The 19,482-nt window shown below is 59.8% G+C and carries 16 protein-coding genes and 1 pseudogene; 9 read left to right on the top strand and 8 right to left on the bottom strand.

All coding sequences use genetic code 11. The annotated features are described in order from the left end of the window. Positions 1 to 4 precede the first annotated feature (4 nt). From L1249_RS00515 to L1249_RS00555, 9 genes are all read left to right on the top strand, one after another. Positions 5 to 829 carry an enoyl-CoA hydratase/isomerase family protein gene (locus tag L1249_RS00515; RefSeq protein ID WP_058578067.1) on the top strand — a complete coding sequence of 275 codons (825 nt, stop codon included), beginning with the start codon at positions 5 to 7 and terminating at the stop codon, positions 827 to 829. Continuing rightward, entirely contained in the window at positions 826 to 2,877 is a 2,052-nt protein-coding gene (locus tag L1249_RS00520) for an acetyl/propionyl/methylcrotonyl-CoA carboxylase subunit alpha (protein WP_235252967.1), read from the top strand. Before L1249_RS00515 ends, L1249_RS00520 begins: the two co-directional genes overlap by 4 nt. A gap of 9 nt (positions 2,878 to 2,886) precedes the next feature. Then, entirely contained in the window at positions 2,887 to 3,804 is a 918-nt protein-coding gene (locus L1249_RS00525) for a hydroxymethylglutaryl-CoA lyase (protein WP_235252968.1), read from the top strand. Between the two features lie 75 nt (positions 3,805 to 3,879). Beyond that, positions 3,880 to 5,592, top strand: a complete 1,713-nt coding sequence (locus L1249_RS00530; protein ID WP_235252969.1) for an AMP-binding protein — start codon at positions 3,880 to 3,882, stop codon at positions 5,590 to 5,592. Between the two features lie 5 nt (positions 5,593 to 5,597). Continuing rightward, the gene (locus L1249_RS00535) at positions 5,598 to 6,410 is read left to right on the top strand and encodes a class I SAM-dependent methyltransferase (protein ID WP_235252970.1); all 813 of its coding nucleotides are present in this window, start codon (positions 5,598 to 5,600) and stop codon (positions 6,408 to 6,410) included. A 77-nt stretch (positions 6,411 to 6,487) separates the two neighbouring features. Next, a complete protein-coding gene (locus L1249_RS00540) occupies positions 6,488 to 7,054 on the top strand; it encodes a hypothetical protein (protein ID WP_235252971.1) in 567 nt (188 codons plus the stop codon). Between the two features lie 115 nt (positions 7,055 to 7,169). Beyond that, on the top strand, positions 7,170 to 7,439 hold the full coding sequence (locus tag L1249_RS00545) for a Trp family transcriptional regulator (RefSeq protein ID WP_062361120.1): 270 nt from the start codon (positions 7,170 to 7,172) through the stop codon (positions 7,437 to 7,439). Beyond that, positions 7,436 to 8,857, top strand: a complete 1,422-nt coding sequence (locus tag L1249_RS00550; RefSeq protein WP_062361118.1) for an anthranilate synthase component I family protein — start codon at positions 7,436 to 7,438, stop codon at positions 8,855 to 8,857. The genes L1249_RS00545 and L1249_RS00550 overlap by 4 nt, the downstream gene beginning before the upstream one ends. Continuing rightward, a complete protein-coding gene (locus tag L1249_RS00555) occupies positions 8,854 to 9,528 on the top strand; it encodes an anthranilate synthase component II (protein ID WP_054640824.1) in 675 nt (224 codons plus the stop codon). The genes L1249_RS00550 and L1249_RS00555 overlap by 4 nt, the downstream gene beginning before the upstream one ends. On the opposite strand, the gene L1249_RS00560 is transcribed toward L1249_RS00555, so the two are convergent. The 8 genes and pseudogenes from L1249_RS00560 to cysM form a co-directional block, all read right to left on the bottom strand. Continuing rightward, complete coding sequence (locus tag L1249_RS00560; protein ID WP_228219151.1) at positions 9,512 to 9,808, bottom strand: DUF1294 domain-containing protein; 297 nt, start codon at positions 9,806 to 9,808, stop codon at positions 9,512 to 9,514. The genes L1249_RS00555 and L1249_RS00560 overlap by 17 nt on opposite strands. A 6-nt stretch (positions 9,809 to 9,814) precedes the next feature. Continuing rightward, a complete protein-coding gene (gene rluF, locus L1249_RS00565; RefSeq protein ID WP_062361114.1) occupies positions 9,815 to 10,891 on the bottom strand; it encodes a 23S rRNA pseudouridine(2604) synthase RluF in 1,077 nt (358 codons plus the stop codon). Between the two features lie 26 nt (positions 10,892 to 10,917). Next, positions 10,918 to 11,022: pseudogene (locus L1249_RS17640) on the bottom strand (DUF924 family protein); the annotation flags it as partial. Between the two features lie 169 nt (positions 11,023 to 11,191). Next, entirely contained in the window at positions 11,192 to 13,840 is a 2,649-nt protein-coding gene (gene ppc, locus L1249_RS00575) for a phosphoenolpyruvate carboxylase (protein WP_235252972.1), read from the bottom strand. Positions 13,841 to 13,881: 41 nt separating this feature from the next. Beyond that, positions 13,882 to 14,709: a nucleoside triphosphate pyrophosphohydrolase gene (gene mazG / locus L1249_RS00580; protein WP_172514567.1), complete on the bottom strand. Its 828-nt coding sequence runs from the start codon at positions 14,707 to 14,709 to the stop codon at positions 13,882 to 13,884. After that, positions 14,709 to 16,985 carry a GTP diphosphokinase gene (gene relA, locus L1249_RS00585; protein ID WP_235252973.1) on the bottom strand — a complete coding sequence of 759 codons (2,277 nt, stop codon included), beginning with the start codon at positions 16,983 to 16,985 and terminating at the stop codon, positions 14,709 to 14,711. The genes mazG and relA overlap by 1 nt, the downstream gene beginning before the upstream one ends. 70 nt (positions 16,986 to 17,055) lie before the next feature. After that, positions 17,056 to 18,495: a 23S rRNA (uracil(1939)-C(5))-methyltransferase RlmD gene (gene rlmD, locus L1249_RS00590; protein WP_235252974.1), complete on the bottom strand. Its 1,440-nt coding sequence runs from the start codon at positions 18,493 to 18,495 to the stop codon at positions 17,056 to 17,058. Next, on the bottom strand, positions 18,496 to 19,392 hold the full coding sequence (cysM, locus tag L1249_RS00595; protein WP_172514570.1) for a cysteine synthase CysM: 897 nt from the start codon (positions 19,390 to 19,392) through the stop codon (positions 18,496 to 18,498). Positions 19,393 to 19,482: the final 90 nt, after the last annotated feature.

Below are 19,482 nucleotides of genomic sequence, written 5' to 3' on the forward strand. Positions count from 1 at the left end.
CATCATGGCTTACTCAACATTAGTCATCGAGGCGGGTATCGCTCGCCTAACCTTAAACCGCCCAGAGGTGCATAACGCCTTTGACGATAGCCTGATTGCCGAGCTAAACGCGCACCTGGAAAAGCTGCACGACTTGGCAAGCTCAGGGGACGTACGGGTGGTGGTGCTCGGCTCTGAAGGCAAAAGCTTCTCGGCGGGCGCGGACCTGAACTGGATGAAGCGCATGGTCGATTACGACCTGGAAGATAATCTGGCTGATTCCCGTAAACTTGCGGCGCTGATGCACGGCCTGGATACCCTGCCCTGCCCGACCATCTGCCGCGTACAGGGGGCGGCGTTTGGTGGCGCGGTGGGCTTAGCCGCCTGCTGCGATATCGTCGTGGCGTCCGAAAAAGCCAAGTTTTGCCTATCGGAAGTCAATATTGGCCTGTCGCCTGCGGTGATTAGTCCTTACGTTCAGCGCGCCCTTGGTCAGCGCCAAATGCGCCGCTACGCGCTGACCGCCGAAGTGATGGATGCGCCCACCGCGCTCAGCCTGGGTTTGGCCCACCAGGTAGTGGAGCACGACGCCTTGGATAACGCGGTGGACAGCATGATCGCCACGCTGGTTAAAGGCTCTCCCCAGGCACAGCGGGCTACCAAGGCACTATTAGCCACCGTGGCCCAAGCTCCAGATGCCGATGCTACTCGTGAGCACACCTGCCAAGTGATTGCCAAGCTGCGGGTGAGCCAAGAGGGCCAAGAGGGCCTCGCCAGCTTTTTGGACAAGCGTCGCCCCGCCTGGACATCTCCTGAAGAACACAATAACGCTGCGGAGCCACGCTCATGACGTTTACCCCGACCAAATTCGATACGCTCCTGGTGGCCAACCGCGGCGAAATCGCCTGCCGCGTGATGCGCACCGCCCGCCGCATGGGGTTAAAAACCGTGGCGGTTTATTCCGATGCCGACGCCACCTCCCGCCACGTGCGTGAAGCCGATGAAGCCGTGCGCCTCGGCCCTGCCGCCGCCCGGGAAAGCTACTTAAACGTTGACGCGGTGATTGAGGCCGCCCAACGCACCGGCACCGGCGCGATTCACCCCGGCTATGGCTTCCTGTCTGAAAACGGCACTTTTGTTAAAGCGCTAGAGCAAGCGGGCATTACTTTTGTTGGCCCGCCCGCTTCCGCCATTGCCGCCATGGGCGACAAGTCTGCCGCCAAAGCGCGTATGGCGAATGCGGGCGTGCCGCTGGTGCCCGGCTACCACGGCGACGACCAAGGCGATGCCCTGCTGCGTTCCGAGGCCGATAAGATCGGCTACCCCGTCATGCTAAAAGCCAGCGCCGGTGGCGGCGGTAAAGGCATGCGCGTGGTAGAGAGCGGTGAAGGCTTCCAGGCCGCGCTGGACGGCTGCCGCCGGGAGTCTAAAGCCGCGTTTGGCGATGACCGCATGCTGATCGAGAAGTATTTGGTACAGCCCCGCCATGTGGAAGTACAGGTATTCTGCGACCGTTACGGCAACGGCGTGTATCTGTTCGAGCGGGACTGCAGCGTGCAGCGCCGACATCAAAAAGTGATTGAAGAAGCCCCCGCCCCCGGCATGACGACTGAACTGCGCGCCGCCATGGGCGATGCCGCCGTTCGCGCCGCCCAGGAGATTGGCTACGTGGGTGCGGGCACGGTGGAGTTTCTGCTGGACTCTTCACCAGGTCAGGACGGCGCTTTCTATTTCATGGAGATGAACACCCGCCTGCAGGTCGAGCATCCCGTTACCGAGATGATTACCGGTCAAGACCTGGTGGAGTGGCAACTAAGAGTCGCTATGGGCGAGCCGCTGCCCTGCCGCCAGGACGAGCTGACCATTACCGGCCACAGCTTTGAAGCGCGCATTTATGCCGAAGATCCGGAGCAGGACTTCCTTCCCGCCACTGGCCTGCTCACCCGCTTCGCGCTGGACTTGGAAGGCGCAGGGCTAGGCGCTGATCAAGTGCGATTGGATAGCGGCGTGGAGAGCGGCGATACCGTGTCGATGCACTACGACCCGATGCTCGCCAAGCTGATTGTGCATGGCGTTGACCGCGACGCTGCGCTAGCCACCCTCAACCGGGCGCTGGCGGCGCTGGATGTGCAGGGCGTGGTCACCAACCGCGCCTTCTTGCAGCGCTTAGCCAATCACCCTGGCTTTAAGAACGTCGAACTGGATACCCGCTTTATCGAGCGCAACGAAGCGACCCTGTTTGCTCCGCGTCCGTTTTCTACAGAAGACTATGCCAGCGCCGCGCTGATTGGTTTGCATCAATTAGCCCAGGAGTGCGAAATCGACTCCCCTTGGGACCGCCCCGATGGTTTCCGACTCAACGCGCCGCACACCATTCGCATTGCGCTGTGTGACCCGGCAAGCGCTCAAGCCGCGGATAATGACAGCGCAGTAGTCGTGGTAGAGGGCAAGCGCGCCACCTTGGATACCCAGTGGCAGCTCACCATTGGCAACAGCACACTGACTGCCAGCCTACAGCCGCTGGAAGGCGATGCCGTGGCCGTCACACTCAACGGTCACCGCCGCCGCTTACAGGCGTATAAAGATGGTCATGTAGTGGTGATGGCCGAACCCAGCGGTGAAACCCGCCTGTTCTGGCGGCGCATCGACGCCATCGACCACGGCCACCACGAAACGGAATCTACTCTCACCGCGCCGATGAATGGCACGGTGGTGGCACTGCTAGTGGAACCGGGTGCTCAGGTTGAAAAAGGCATGCCGCTGATGGTGATGGAAGCCATGAAGATGGAGCACACCATGACCGCCCCCGCCGATGGCAGCGTAGAGACCTTCCACTTCCAGGCAGGCGATACGGTAAGCCAGGGCGCTGTGCTGCTCGACTTTGCCCCCAGCGAATAGGAGCCACACATGGCACTGCCTACGTCTATCAAGCTATTTGAAATGGCCCCCCGCGACGGGCTGCAGAACGAGCCGGGCACCCTGGTGCCCACCGCCACCAAAATCGAGCTGATTGAGCGGCTGGCGAATGCGGGCATTCGCCACATTGAAGCGGCCAGCTTTGTCTCGCCCAAATGGGTGCCGCAAATGGGCGATGCCGCTGAGGTGATGCGCGGTATTCAGCGCCAGCACGGCGTGGTGTATTCCGCGCTAACGCCTAACCTCAAAGGATTAGAAGGCGCCCTGGAGGCAGGCGTTGAGGAAGTCGCGGTATTCGGTGCGGCATCGGAAGCGTTCTCCCAGAAGAACATCAACTGCTCGATTGCCGAGTCGCTGGCGCGCTTTGAGCCGGTGCTTGCCCGCGCCAACGAGGTAGGCGTGCGGGTGCGGGGCTACGTCTCTTGCGTGCTGGGGTGCCCCTACGAAGGGGACATCGCCCCGCAGAAAGTCGCCGAGGTGGCGAAAGCGCTCTACGACATGGGCTGTTACGAGATTTCCCTCGGGGACACCATCGGTACCGGCACGCCGCTGGCCGCCAAACGCATGGTCGAAGCCACCGCCCAACACGTGCCCATCGAACGGCTGGCCGCGCACTTCCATGACACTTACGGCATGGCCATCGCCAACCTGTACGCCGTGCTGGAAGAGGGCGTGAGCGTCATCGATGCCGCCACGGCAGGCCTGGGTGGCTGCCCCTATGCCAAGGGCGCTTCCGGCAACGTGGCCATGGAAGACGTGCTGTACCTGCTGCAAGGACTCGGCATCGAGACCGGCATCGACCTGCAAGCAGTGATCGACACCGGCGACTGGATCACGCGGCAGTTGGGCCGCCAGCCCAGCGCCAAAGTGGCGCTGGCCAGAGGGTGCACACAGCGCACTCCCGGCTAGTACGGCCCGGCCCTAATAATTAAAAAACGCCTCACTTCCCGTTCAGACAACAAAAAGATTTCGGAGAGACTCACCATGGCATCATCTGCAACGCTTTCCAGCGCCCTGCCCAGCTACACCAGCAGCACCGCCGACAAACCCTTGCTGGGCATGACCATTGGCGACAAATTCGACCAGGTTGCCGCCCAATACCCGGACAACGACGCGTTGATCGCACTGCACCAGAACATTCACTGGAGCTACCGAGAACTGCAGCGGGAGGTGAACCGCTGCGCTCGGGCCCTGCTTGCCATGGGGGTCAAGAAAGGCGACCGGGTCGGCATCTGGGCACCCAACTGCAGCGAGTGGACGCTGAGCCAGTTTGCCACCGCCAAGATCGGTGCCATTCTGGTCAACATCAACCCCTCTTACCGGACCCACGAGCTGGAGTACGCGCTCAACCAATCCGGCGCACGCTTTTTGATCACCGCCCACCAGTTCAAGAGTTCCAACTACACCGCCATGCTGTACGAGCTGGCCCCCGAGCTGAACCACTGCGCCGAAGGGGCGCTGAATGCCCATAAGCTGCCGCAGCTGCAGTGCATCATCAATCTCAGCGACGAGAAGCACAGCGGCATGTGGCGCTGGGCCGACTTCATTGGCCAGGCCGACACCGTCAGCCAGACCGAAGTGGACGACCTGCAGGCCACCCTGCAGTTCGACGACCCGATCAACATTCAATACACCTCCGGCACCACGGGGTTTCCCAAGGGTGCCACGCTCTCCCACCACAACATTCTTAACAACGGCTTTTTTGTGGCGGAAAGCATGGGCTTTACCAGCGAAGACCGCTTGGTGATTCCCGTACCGCTCTACCACTGCTTTGGCATGGTAATGGGCAACCTGGGCTGCGTGACCCACGGCGCGGCGATGATCTACCCAGATGAAGGCTTCGACCCCGGTAAAGTGCTGAAAGCCGTTCATGAGCAGAAAGCCACTGCGCTCTACGGCGTGCCCACTATGTTTATTGCCGAACTTGAGCACCCTGACTTCGCCAGCACCGATTTTTCGACGCTGCGCACCGGCATTATGGCGGGCTCCATTTGCCCTGCTGAAATCATGAAGCAGGTCATCAACAAGATGAACATGAAGGGCGTGCAAATCGCCTACGGCATGACCGAAACCAGCCCGGTCTCTACGCAAACCGGCGCGAACGACACCATTGAAAAGCGCGTTTCCACCGTGGGCCGCACCCAGCCCCACCTGGAGAGCAAGATCGTCGACCCCGGCAACGGCGGCATTCTACCCCGTGGCGAAATCGGCGAGCTGTGTACCCGTGGCTACAGCGTGATGCTGAAGTATTGGAACAACGACAAAGCCACTGCTGAGGCCATCGACGAGACAGGCTGGATGCACACCGGCGACTTGGCCACCATGGATGACGAGGGCTACATCCAGATCGTCGGTCGCATCAAAGACATGGTGATTCGCGGCGGCGAAAACGTCTACCCGAAAGAGATCGAAGAGTTCTTGTACGCTCACCCGGCGATTTCCGAAGTACAGGTCACCGGCGTGCCAGATAAAAAGTACGGCGAAGAGCTGATCGCCTGGGTGAAGCTCAACGCCACCGCGGGCGAGATCACCGGTGAAGACCTGCGCGAATACTGCAAGGGCAAGATCACCCACTTCAAGATCCCACGCTACTTCAAGTTCGTGGATGCGTTCCCCATGACCGTCACCGGCAAGATCCAGAAATTCAAGATGCGCGAAATCTCGATAGAAGAGCTGGGCCTGGACGAGCAGAAGTAGCCGCCATGGCAAAGCCCCTGGCGCATCATTACGATCAGGGGCTGCGCGACCAGGAGATCCTCCAGCAGTTGCGCAGCCATTATCCTGAGGGTCCGACGCTGCACCAGCTCGCGCCACTGGACCAACTGCACATCGGTGGCCTGGCCGCCTCGGCCAGGCTGTTGGCCCTGATCGAGCCGCAAAGCGAGGTGCTGGACATCGGTGCCGGGCTGGGCGGGCTGATGCGCCAGGGCGCGGCGATGGGGCTGCACATGACCGGGCTGGATATCACCCACCGCTTCAGCGCGCTCAACCGGGCCATCAGCCAACTCACCCCCACTCCCATGGGCGGTAAATTGCGCTGGGTGACGGGAAATGCCAGCGCTCTGCCGTTTAACGACGCGAGCTTCGATGCGGTGGTGTTTCAGCACAGCCTGATGAACATGCCTGACCCAGAAAGCGTGCTGGCCCAGTGCCGCCGAGTGCTGCGCCCCGGCGGGCAGCTGGTGATGCATGAGGTGGTGGGCGGCCCGAACCAGGTGGCGCTGCGCTATCCCGTGCCCTGGGCGGAAGGGCCCGAACATTCGCACCTGCTCAGTCTGGAAGCACTGACTACCCTGCTGCAACGGCTAGGCTTCACCTTGCAACACCACGAGGATTGGAGCCAGACCGCCCTGGCCTGGCGCCAGCGTCAACGCCAAAAGGAGCAGACCGCCCAGCCTGCGGTCGTCTCGCCCCAGTGGGTATTTGGCGAGCGCTTCCTGACCATGGGCAAGCACCTGCTGGAAAATCTCGCTCAACAGGCAATTAACGTGGTGGAAATCAGCGCCCGTTGCTAACCTGTAACGGTTGGCTCGATAAATGGCAACAATCACGCATAACGACAAGGTCACGATCAAGGACAAGAGGAACGCCAATGAACCGCCTGGCAAGCACCCTGTTCCTGACGCTGGTGAGCGCCACGCCCTTCGCCACCGCCCTGGCAAATGACGATACAGCACTGCTTGCCTATGCGGCCCCCGATGGTGAGTGGATTCGGCTGGATAACGGCGTAGTGCTGGAAGGCAGCGACCTGAGCAGCCTGGACACCAACACCACTGGCTTTCGGCTGACCGCGGGCTTCAGCCCCGAACGGCTGCCCCGGCTGGATATCGGTGCCGAGATCGCCTATCGCGAAAGTGAAGAAGTCCCCATTACTTCCCAGATGAACCCGCTGCTCATGGACACCCTGAGCCTGGGTGGCGCCTTGGTGGCAGGCGTGCGCATGGGCGCCGTCAGCATTTATGCCAAGTCCGGCTTCACCGAGTGGCGTGGTGAAGCGTACCAGCCCCAGGCCGATGATGGCGGCACGGCGCTACTGCAAGGCTTCGGCGCCACCATGACCATCAACCGGTTGATCAGCCGTTTCGAGTACGAGCGTATCGATGCAGCCACGCTCAGCCACCTCAATATGCTCAGCGCTTCGCTACACCTGCCGTTTTAATCCCAGTTTTCGATGCTGCCAGCCGAGATGTCTCTTGACTCGGCGTTTATCCGTGTTAATGTACTAGCGTACTAGTACATCAACACGGATTACATCGACCGCTGGTGACTCACTCATGCCCCTCTCTCCGTCACACTATCAGACTGAGCTGGTACGCCATCTGGTGGCCATCGAGACCCCCGAGGCTATGGACGCTGCGCTGGCCAGCCTGCTGACCCCAGCGGAGTACCAGGAAATCAGCAAGCGCCTGCAGATTTTCAAGCTGCTCAACGAAGGGGTGCCCCACCGCAAGATTGCCGACACCCTCGGGGTCGGTATTGCCACGGTATCCAGGGGCTCTCGCGCACTGAACCAGTCATCTTCATCACGGAACGCCCCTTTATGAGCACTCACACTCAGGCCAACACCCCTGGCCCAACGCCGTTTACACTGCCCCGTAAACCCCACTACGTCACGCTGGCGGCAGATTGCGACTTCTTCGCCCTGTTTCAGAAAATCGAGCGGCGCTTCGATACCTGCTACATGCTGGAGTCGCTAGGCGAAGATAGCCACATGGCGCGCCACTCGATCATTGGTTTCGACCCCGAATACACCCTGTACGCCAACGGGAATACACTGTCCATTGAAAACCGCAATGGCGATGCCAACCACTACCCCAGCGACAACCCCTACGAGCTGCTGCGCAGCCTGATCCCGCAAAATATTATTTCACGCAAATACGCGGGCGGATTAAGCGGTTACCTGGGCTACGACGCCATGCAGTACTTCGAGCCCTCACTCACGCTGAAGGCTAGCGACGACTTCGATACGTTCCGCTTTGGGCTGTATAAAGACGGCTTGATCCTCGACAAGATGACCGGGGAAGTCACTTACTTCTATTACGATAATAGCCGTTACGCGTTTCTGCAGACGCTGATCGACGCCGACGACGAGCCAGCAGGCCCGCTGCACATTACCGCGCTGGGCGACACCATGAGCAAAGCCGAGCACGCCGAAGCGGTCGCCAAGGTGAAGCAGGACATTATCGACGGTAAGGTTTTCCAGTGCGAAGTGGGCTTTAAAAAGCGCTTTCGCATTCAGGGCGACACCCTGGCGCTTTACGACCAACTGCGTACCATCAACCCCTCGCCGCAGATGTACTACGTGAAGTTTGGCGAACAGAAGTTGATTGGCGCGAGCCCCGAGCTGCTGTTCCGCCTGCGCCAGGGCGAGATGGAGACGTTCCCGCTGGCGGGCACCACCCTGCGCGGCCAAACGCCCCAAGAAGATACCCAGCTTGCCCGCGCGCTGCTCAACGACCCCAAAGAGATCGCTGAGCACAACATGATTGTGGACCTGCACCGCAACGATATTGGTCGAGTGGCGCAGTTTGGGACGGTCAAAGTGCGCAGCCTGATGGATATCAAGCGCTTCAGCCACGTACAGCACATTTCGAGCGAGATCGTCGGCATTATAGCCGAGAGCGAAGACATGTTCACCGCGCTGGCCAGCAACTTCCCGGCAGGCACGCTCACCGGAGCGCCCAAAATCGAGGCGATGAAAATCATCGACGATCTGGAAACCGATGGGCGCGGCCCCTACGGCGGCGCGGTGGGTCAGTTCTCCTTCAACGGCGACTGCACCTTTGCGATCCCCATTCGCACTGTGTTCGTCAACGGCGAGCGCGCTTACGTGCAAACCTGTGGCGGCAACGTGTACGACAGCAACGCCGAGGATGAGTACGAAGAGATTCGCCGCAAATTCGCCGGCACCCGCAAGGCCTTAGCCCCCTTTATGGATACGGAAACGGAGAGCCCCGCATGAAGGTGCTGATCATCGATAACTACGACTCCTTCACCTATAACCTTTACCAGTTTATTGGTGAGATTCTGACCACGGAGAAGAATCGCGGCGAGCTGCCTCATTTTGAGATCATGGTGAAGCGCAATAACCAGATTGATTTTAAAGCGATTGAAGCCATGGCGCCGGATCGCATTATTATCTCGCCTGGCCCAGGCTCGCCGGATGACCCGCGCTACTTTGGCGTATGTGCCGAGGTGATTGAGAAGCTGGGCAAAACCACGCCACTGCTGGGGGTTTGCTTAGGCATGCAAGGGATTGTGCATGTGTTTGGCGGCAAGGTGGTCAAAGCGCCGCTGCCAATGCACGGTAAAATCAGCCCCATTAATCACAATAACCAATCGGTATTCAACGGCGTGCCCGACCAGCTTGAAGTGATGCGCTACCACTCACTGATTGCCGATGCGGCGACACTTCCAGAGTGCCTAGAAGTGACCGCCACAGTAGGTGCACTCACCGCCGACAACTTTGCTGAGCGCGGCCGCTGGCAGGCAGCGGGTGAATTTGAGCTGATGGGCGTAAAGCACCGTGACTACCCAATTCACGGCATTCAGTTTCACCCGGAGTCGTTTGCCACCGAGGGCGGCAAAGAGCTCATCGCTAACTTCCTATTTGCCCCTAACGCAGTGGCATAACCGCGACAAGACCACCTAACACTGCAATATTGAGCAGCACCGTGGCCCAATAAACGCGTCGAAAGCTGGTTTTTTGGGTCTTGTGGCGCAGCTGCTGCTGCGCGCACCATGCCCCCGGCCAACCGCCTAGCAGCGCCAGCCAGTGCAGCGTTTTCTCACTCACCCGCTGGCGCTGTTTAATCGCGGCCCGCTTATCCCACGCATAGAGAACGTAGGTAATCACGCTGGCCGTCGCATACCACGCCAGTAGGTAACTCATATAAGTTGGCATCTCTGTCATGGAGAACTACTTGCGCCGGGAAGGCGGCTTACCGGAGGCAGCTTTACCCCCGCTGGGGCGTCCGCCCTTTATCGCGCCCTTACGCGCGCCCGGTTTGCCGCTAGAGTGGCTCCCGGGCCTCCCCTTTCCTTTAGTGGCCGGTCTTCCCGCTGACACTGCTCCTTTGCCGCCTGACTTACCAGCAGCGGCCCCTTTTGCCTTGGGATCCTTGCGGGCTTTGTTACCCGCGCCGGCACCTGAAGAGGCCCGTTTTGCTGCCGTCTTTTTATCCTGCGCGCTACTTCTACCGCCGCTGTAGTTGGGTCGGGCGATTTTTTTCTTCTCCGGTGTTTTCTTCTCAGATGTTTTCTTCTCAGGCGCTACATCTGAGGTTTCGGTGAGGGCAACAATGGTCTCGATCTCTTTGGGAGTCAGGTCACGCCAATCCCCCAGCGCCAGCCCTTTCAGCGACACGTTCATGATGCGCGTACGCACTAGCTGGGTGACTTCATAGCCAAAGTATTCGCACATACGGCGAATTTGGCGGTTGAGCCCCTGCACTAGCGTGATATTGAACACAAAGGTGGACTCTTTAACCACCTGACACTTTTTGGTCATCTGCCCAAGGATCGGCACGCCGCCCTGCATACCGGCAATAAACTCGTTGGTGATCGGTTTATCGACCGTCACCACGTACTCTTTTTCGTGGTTGTTGTTGGCGCGCAGGATTTTGTTGACCAAGTCGCCGTTGTTGGTGAGAAAGATCAGCCCCTGGGAGTCTTTATCTAAGCGGCCAATGGGGAAAATACGCGTGCCGTGCTTCACAAACTCAACGATATTGTCTTTTTCTGCCGACTCCGTGGTGCTGACAATCCCCACCGGTTTGTTGAGCGCGATCAGTACTAAATCTTCCTCTTCCTGTGGCTCAATCTCCTGGCCGTTGACCTTTACCCGATCCCCCGCGACCACTTGGTCACCAGTGGTTGCCCGGCGGCCGTTGATCCACACATTGCCCTGCTCGACAAAGCGGTCCGCCTCCCGGCGGGAGCAGAGGCCGCTTTCGCTGATGTATTTATTGATACGGGTAGATTTTCGTAACGACATAAATCGCCATATAGCCTAAATAAACGTTAAAAAGAGGAGCCGGGCTGCTTGAGGAACTCGACCTCTTCCGGAGTCGAGGCTCTGCCCAAGACCGCATTGCGATGCGGGTAGCGCCCAAAGCGATCGATAATCTGTTGGTCGATTTGGGCATCTTTCTTAAACCACTGGGCTGGCGACAACTCCTGAAACCAGAATGCCAGCACGGCCTGAGCGTCTGTGGTCATGTTTCTGCCTCCAACACTGGACATAAAGAAAAGCGCCGCCACCCATCGGTAGCGGCGCTGGTGGGCTGTCTTCAGCTTAGCCGGTGTTACGCAGGCCAGCCGCAATACCCGCCATGGTGACCATTAACGCGCGGGAGAGATCCGGGCTAATCGCCCCATCAGCATCCCGGTTACGCTGCAAAAGCTCGGCTTGCAGGCCATGCAGCGGGTCGATGTAGGGGTTGCGCACGTCAATCGCCTGACGAATCAGTGGCGTGTTCTCCAGCAGTTTCTCCTGCTGCAGGATATCTAACACCACGTCTTCCAGACGCTCGAAGCGCTCACGGAGTTTTTTGCCCAGCGCTTTTAGCGACGGCTCGTCCACCAAGCGGTGCTCGTAGTAGGCGGCAATCGCCACGTCTGCTTTGGCTAGCAGCATCTCTAACATATCCAGGTAGGTGCCAAAGAAGGGCCACTGGGTGCGCATTTCTTGCAGCACTTCACGGCCGCCGGGCTGTTCCAGGCGGAGGGAGAAGGCTTCGCCGCTGCCAAGCCAAGCGGGCAGCATCAGGCGGATTTGTGTCCAGGCGAAAATCCAGGGGATCGCCCGCAGGGTTTCTACGCCACCATCCTGACGGCGCTTGGTGGGCCGCGAGCCAAGCGGCAGCCTACCCAGCGCGCCCTCCGGCGTCACCGCACGGAAGTACGGCACGAAGTCGGGGTCTTCCCGTACCACGCCTACATAAGCGCCGTGGGCCACCTTAGCCAACTGGTCCATCTCCTCACGCCAATGGGGTTCCGGCGCGGGCGGTGGCAATAGCGTGGCTTCCAGCACTGCACAGGCATAAATTTCCATGGAGCGCAGGGCGATATCCGGCTGGCCGAACTTGAAGCGAATCATCTCGCCCTGCTCGGTCACGCGCAGGCTGCCGTTCACCGAGCCAGGCGGCTGGGAGAGAATCGCCGCGTGGGCCGGACCGCCCCCACGGCCAACGGTGCCGCCACGGCCGTGGAACAGCGTTAGGTCCACACCATGTTTCTCACACACGTTCACCAGCGCTTCCTGGGCGCGGTACTGTGCCCAAGCGGCGGCGAGCTGACCGGCATCTTTGGCGGAGTCGGAGTAGCCGATCATCACTTCTTGGCGGTCTTTCGTCAGGGCGCGGTAGCCCGGCAGCGCCAGCAGCTGATCAACCACATCCCCCGCGTGGTCCAGGTCGTTGAGGGTCTCGAACAGCGGCGCGATGGGCAGCGTTACTTGCCCACCCACTTCCTTCATCAACAGTGCCACGGTGAGCACATCAGAGGGCTCGGCGGCCATGGAGATAATGTAAGTACCCAGCGCTTCCGCGTGCTCCTGGGCGATCACCTTGAAGGTATCGATGACTTCCCGGGACTCTGCCGAACACTCCCAGCGGCGGGGAATCAGCGGGCGGCGAGACTCAAGCTCCGCCAGCAAAAACTCCTGACGCTGGGTTTCGCTCCACTCCTGGTAATGGCCTAGCCCCAGGGAGCTGGTGAGTTCTTCCATTACTTGGGCGTGGCGGCTGGCTTCCTGGCGAAGGTCGAGCTTGGTCAGCGTGACGCCGAACACGGCCACGCGGCGCAGGGTATCCAGCAGCGCACCGTTGGCAATGGTATCCAGCCCCACGTCGCACAGCGAGCGGTAGCAGGCCAGCAGCGGCGCGTAAATTTGGTCGCGGGTTTCAATAATCGGCCCGCCATCGTAGTTGCGGCCATCCAGCTGCGCTTTTGCCCAGTCGCGGGTGGCTTCCATTTTGGTTAGTAACCGTTTGAGCAGCTCCCGGTAGGGTTCCGCCACATCGCCCACTTCGGCTTTTAGGGCGCTGTTGGCTTTCCACATGGAGAGCTCGGTTTTGAGCTGTTCTAAATCGCGCAGATAGAGATCCGCTGCCATCCAGCGGCCTAGCAGCAGCACTTCCTGGGTGACTTTGGCGGTGACATTCGGGTTGCCGTCGCGGTCGCCACCCATCCAGGAGGCGTAGCGAATCGGCGCGGCATCCAGCGGCAGGCGCTCGCCCGCAGTGTCCAGCAGCAGGTTATCCAGGTCGCGGTGGAAATCCGGCACCGCCTGCCACAGCGAGTTCTCGATCACCGCAAAGCCCCACTTCGCCTCATCCACCGGCGTTGGGCGTTCGTGACGAATCTCGTCGGTATGCCACGCCTGACTAATCAGCTCTTCCAAGCGGCCTTGGGCGCGGGCGCCGCGTTCGGGGTAATCTTCCGAACTCTCAATCGCGGTCAAGCACTCATCAATGGCGTCGTACTTCTGAATCAGCGTGCGGCGGATAACTTCGGTGGGGTGGGCGGTCAATACCAGCTCGACGCGCATATTGGCTAGAGTTTCCACCAGTTTACGGGGCGAGTTACCGACCTGCTGAGCACGTGCTAACAACTCTCCTAGCGCTGGCTGCGAGCCGGGTTTGTAGTCCTCGACCCGGCGAAACCGCGCCCGATAGTGCTGCTCGGCAATGTTAGCCAGGTTCAAAAACTGGTTAAAGGCGCGGGTAACGGGTAAGAGGTCGCGCTCGGGAAGCTGGCGCAGGTACTCTATCAACTGGCGCTGCTGCAGTGAGTCGCCCTGGCGACCCCGCTTGGCATGGGCACGAATGGTTTCGATTTTATCGACAAACGACTGGCCTAAATCGTCGGCAATGGTTCTTCCCAGGCTATCGCCTAGGATACGCACGTTGTCGCGCAGGGATTCGTGTAAATCATGACTCATGGGCGTGGCCTCCTTGCGGGGTCGCGTTGATGATTTTGAAATTAGCGTTGTTCTTGGGCTTTAGCGGCTTGCCAGTGGCCTTCCATTTCGTCCAGCGAGGCCTCGCTTAGCGGGCGCTCTGCCTCGGCAAGCGCGCGTTCCACATAGCGAAAGCGGCGCTCAAATTTTGTATTGGTGTTACGCAGGCACTGTTCGGGGTCGGCCCCGAGGGTGCGGGCTAAATTGGTGACGGCAAACAGCAGGTCGCCGACCTCCTCCTGGGCGTGCTGACGATCCCCCGCCGCCAGCGCCTCTTCGACCTCCTCCAGTTCCTCGCGAATTTTGGCCAGTACGCCCTCGGCATTCGACCAATCAAAGCCTACGCGGGCGGCCCGCTTCGAGAGCTTGGCGGCGCGGCTTAACGCAGGCAGCGTTCGGGGCACATCGTCCAGCACCGAAGGAGGTTGCGTAGCACGCTTGGCGCGTTCGTCGGCTTTGAGCGCTTCCCAGCGGCTATTCACCTGCTGGGTCTTTACTTCATCGGCACTCACGCCGGTCGGGCGACGGGACGCCAGCGTTCCGTCTGGGAACACATGGGGATGACGGCGCAGCATCTTGGCGGTCAGCGTATCGACGATATCGTGAAAATCGAAGCGCTGCTCTTCTGCGCCAAATTGGGCGTAATAGACCACTTGAAAAAGCAGGTCGCCGAGCTCGCCGGGCAGTTCATCGAAGGCGCGACGCTCGATGGCGTCGGCCACTTCGTAAGCCTCTTCCAGGGTGTGGGGCACGATGCTGTCCCAATCCTGCTGGATATCCCACGGGCAGCCCTGCTCCCGGTCGCGCAATACGGCCATTAGGGTGAGCAAATCATCCAGGGTGTGGCGCATCAGGCCCCTCCTTTGCGGGCACTTTTTTCGGGGTCGGCATTACGCAGGCGGCGCACTTCGGTCACGTTGGGTAGCTGCTGGATGCGCGAGAACAGCCTGCCCAGGGATTCAAGGCCATCGACTTCCAGGGTAATCCTCAGTCGGGCGATGCCCTCGTCGGTATCCGTAAGCGTGTTGACCGCTAGCACATTGACCCTTTCATTACCCAAGAGACCAGTCACATCGCGCAGCAGGCCGGAGCGGTCCCAGGCTTGAATCTCGATGGTCACCGGGTAACGGGTGTGGGCCCGCTCGCCCCACTCCACCTCGATAATGCGCTGGGGCTCTTCCATGCGCAATTGGAGAATGTTGGGACAGTCCTGGCGATGAACGGTCACGCCGCGCCCTTGGGTAATAAAGCCGACAATCGGCTCGCCGGGTACCGGGCGGCAGCAGTTGGCCATGCTGGTTTTCAGGTTGCCCACGCCCAGCACGGTGATGTCGCTTTGGGTCGCCTTGCTGGGCTGGCGGCGGGGTTTGGCTAGCAGGCGATCGAGCTGCTCTTGGTCGTCGGTTTCACCAAACAGTTGCTGGGCCTGGTGCAGCACTTGACCAATTCGCAGGTCGCCCGCCCCCAGCGCCGCGTACATATCGTCGGCGTTTTGGTAGTTGACGGCTTTGGCGAGCTTAGCAAGGTCCAGCCCTTCCACATCCAGGCGGCGCATTTCACGCTCAAACAGCGTGCGCCCTTCGTCCAGGTTCTGGTCGCGGGCCTGATGCTTAAACCACGCCTGAATTTTTGCCCGCGCCCGGGAGGTGCGCACGTAGCCTAAGCTGGGGTTGAGCCAGTCGCGGCTGGGGCCGCCTTTGGTGGCAGTGAGAATCTCGATCTGCTGGCCGGTTTTGAGCTTGTAGGTCAGCGGTACGATACGGCCGTTAACCTTGGCTCCCCTGCAAAGGTGGCCAATTTCGGTATGCACCCGGTAAGCAAAATCGATCGGCGTGGCGATACGCGGCAGGTCGATGACGTGCCCATCGGGGGTAAAAACGTAGATGCGGTCTGGGGCGACATCGCTGGAGAGGCCTTCGCGCAGGTCGCCAAAGCCGCCCACTTCGTCCTGCCACTCCAATACTTGGCGCAGCCAGGCGATTTTCTCTTCGTAGCTGCGGCTCTTGGCGTTGGTATCGTGGCCTTTATAGCGCCAGTGGGCACACACCCCAAGCTCTGCCTCGTCGTGCATGGCAAAAGTGCGGATCTGAATCTCCAGCACCTTGTTTTCCGGCCCGAGTACCGCCGTATGCAGCGACTGGTAGCCGTTTTTCTTGGGGTTGGCAATGTAGTCGTCAAACTCGTTGGGAACGTGGTGCCAGCGGGAGTGGACAATCCCCAGTACGGTGTAGCAGTCGGTGACTTCCGGCACCAGAATACGCACGGCGCGCACGTCGTGTACCTGGGAGAAATCGATCCGCTTGCGCTTCATTTTGCGCCAGATGGAGTAGATATGCTTGGCCCTGCCGCTCACGTCGTAGCGGTGAATGTGTTGCGCTTCCATCAGGCTTTTGAGGGTTTCGACGACGTCGTGAATATAGCGGTCGCGATCAAGGCGCTTCTCCGCCAATAGCTTGGCGATGGCCTTGTACTCATCCTCGTGCAGGTAGCGAAACGAGAGGTCTTCTAGCTCCCATTTAATTTGGCCAATGCCCAGGCGGTGGGCCAGCGGTGCGTAGATATCCGCTACTTCCCTGGCGACCTGTAAGCATTTCTCACGGGGAGCGTCTTTGACTTGGCGCAGCGCGCAGGTGCGCTCGGCAATTTTGATCAGGGCGACGCGCACGTCGCCCACCATATTCACCAGCATTTTGCGCAGATTTTCCTGCTGGTTGTGCTGGCTCATGCCATGGTTGGGTGCCAACGGGTAGCTAATGGCGGCCATTTGCAGAACGCCATCGATGAGCTTGGCGACTTCATCCCCAAAGCGTTTGGTCACCGCCTCCAGGCTCAGCAGCCCTTCCCGCACGGCGCGGTAAAGCACGGCCGCCTCTAGCGCTGGCTGGTCGAGCTTCAGGTCGGCGAGGATGTCCGCCATCTCAAGCCCCATGCGGAAGCTGGAGCCGGGCGACAGCCACACGCGATGGGTTCGAGGCGCTTCCCGATCTAACTGCTCGGCAAGCTCGCAGGCTTCCTGCAAACGCTCGGGTTCACGTAGGCGCACATCTTCTTGAAGGCGCGTTAACCATTGTTGTATGTCCACCTTTCCGCTTTCTGTCAGCGGTTGGTCTTCACGCACTTTCACCATGACGTTCACTCATCCTTTCTGGGTGACGGCCTCCACACCGCCGCCACCAATGCTCGCTGCAAAGGGCAAACTAGCCCGCGTATTCAAACAGCATTAACGTTTCCATGTGGGCAGTGTGCAGAAACATATCCGCTACTGCGACTTGCTTAACACGATATCCCGCATGCACAAGGTGTGCCGCATCCCGGGCTAGCGTGGCCGGGTCGCAGGAAACATAGGCCACCTTGGGTATCCGGTGGCGGCCAACCGCTTGGCAGATAGCTTCCGCCCCGCTGCGTGGGGGATCTAATACCAACGCATCCACCGAACGCTCGCGAAGCAGTGTTTTTACCGCTATTGCATCGTTTAGATCTGCCTGTTGAACGCTCACATTGAGCTGGTTCAGCGCTGCGTTAGTGCCAAGGCGCTCTACCATGGCGGTGTTACCTTCTACCGCGTGCACGCTGGCGCCTGCAGCGGCCAGAGGAAGGCTGAAGTTCCCCATCCCGGCAAACAGGTCGAGTAGCTGCATCCCAGGTGCTGGCGTTAACCATGCTACCACCTGAGACACCATCTTTTGATTGACCTCGGCATTTACCTGTAAAAAATCACCGGGGGCAAACTGCAGCACCAACTCAGACTCAGCGCTTTCTTGGGCGGATGACATACCAAGCGCACTCAGCGAAAAGCGCTCTTCCAGCGCAGGCTCTGCACCATGCCAGTGCAAGGACGGTGACTCACGCCCTAACCATGCGCCTAATCTCACTTGGTGCTGGTCAGCAAACCCTTGCCAGCGCTGCCAATCCTGCGGCTGCTCTTTTAACTGCCTGACCAGCACCACCGTAGCCTGGGGCGTCGCCAGCAGTTCAATATGCCCTACCGCGCGGGGTGCATCCAGTTCAGTAAGCAGTTGCTTTAGTGGGGCTATCAGTGCTTGAAGGGCAGGTACCAATACATGGCAGTGGTCAATATCCACTAGTCGGTGACTATTTGCAGCCCGAAACCCCAACCGAACGGTACCCTGACTATCGACCTTCACCCCTAGACGCGCCCGACGGCGGTAACCTTCCTGGTGCCCAGAAATCGCCGCCACCTCGCCAAGCGGTATGCCTTGGCGCGCCATTAATTCGCTAACGACTTCACGCTTGTGGGCGCGCTGGGCATCCACCGCCAGATGCTGCAAATCACACCCGCCGCAGTGTCCGAAGTGGCTGCAAGGCGGCGTCACCCGCTGGGGCGAGGTAGTCATCAGCGCTTTCACATGCGCTTCATCAAAGCGCTTGCGGGTGATGTGCACCGCCACCTCAACCTGTTCGCCCGGTAGCGCTTGGTCGACAAACACGGTTTTACCCGCCGGGTTATGGCTAACGCCACGGCCATCGTGGGCTAACCGTTCAATCACCAGCGGCGCCGAGAAGTCGCTAGTGGTAGCCGCACTCTTGGCCGCCTTGCCGTTGCCGCTTGGCTGGCGCGCCAGCCCGGAGTGGCCGGAGGCGGGACGCGGCGGCCGCCGCTTACCCAACATAGCCATCTATACCTCCGGGGCAAATAAGCCCGTGGAGAGGTAGCGGTCACCACGGTCACAGACAATAAACACGATGACCGCATTTTCGGTTTGTTCAGCAATGCGCAGCGCACCCGCCAGGCTTCCGCCAGATGAAACGCCTGCCAGAATGCCCTCTTCTCGGGCCAGGCGGCGCATATGCGTTTCCGCTTCTTGCTGGCCGATATCCAGGGTGACATCTACACGCGGCGCTTCGAAAATCGCCGGCAGATACTCTTTGGGCCAACGGCGAATACCGGGGATACTCGCCCCGTCAGCGGGCTGCAGGCCTACGATCTGAATGGCGTCGTTCTGCTCTTTAAGATAGCGCGATACGCCCATAATGGTACCGGTGGTACCCATGGAGCTGACAAAGTGGGTGACTTCGCCACCCGTTTGCCGCCATATTTCCGGGCCGGTGGTGCGGTAGTGGGCCAGCGGGTTATCCGGATTGGCAAACTGGTTGAGCGGCTTGCCTTCACCCCGGGCAATCATGGCATCTGCGATGTCACGAGCCTCTTCCATACCGCCTTCTTTACTGGCCGTAATCAGCTTAGCGCCGTAGGCCGCCATGGCCTGCTTGCGCTCGGCGGAAGCATTTTCCGGCATAATCAGGGTCATGTTGTACCCTTTTAGAGCCGCCGCCATAGCAAGCGCAATGCCGGTATTGCCGGAAGTCGCCTCAATTAACGTATCCCCTGGGGAAATTTCCCCACGAGCTTCCGCTTCACTCAGCATAGAGAGCGCGGGACGATCTTTCACCGAGCCCGCGGGGTTATTGCCTTCGAGTTTGGCAAGCAGCGTATTGTTCTTCCCAGCGGTAATTCGCTTCAAGCGAACCAAGGGCGTATTGCCGACCACATCTTCAAGCGTGGGATAATTCATCGAACATTCCTTATCGTAACCGTTATGCTGCATTATATCGGTGCTGCCTGTGACTGGACAGGCAACCTACTAGATTCAACGAGCTTCTTT

Origin of the sequence: Halomonas sp. Cn5-12, assembly GCF_021532545.1 — a bacterium.
Taxonomy (GTDB): Bacteria; Pseudomonadota; Gammaproteobacteria; order Pseudomonadales; family Halomonadaceae; genus Vreelandella; species Vreelandella aquamarina.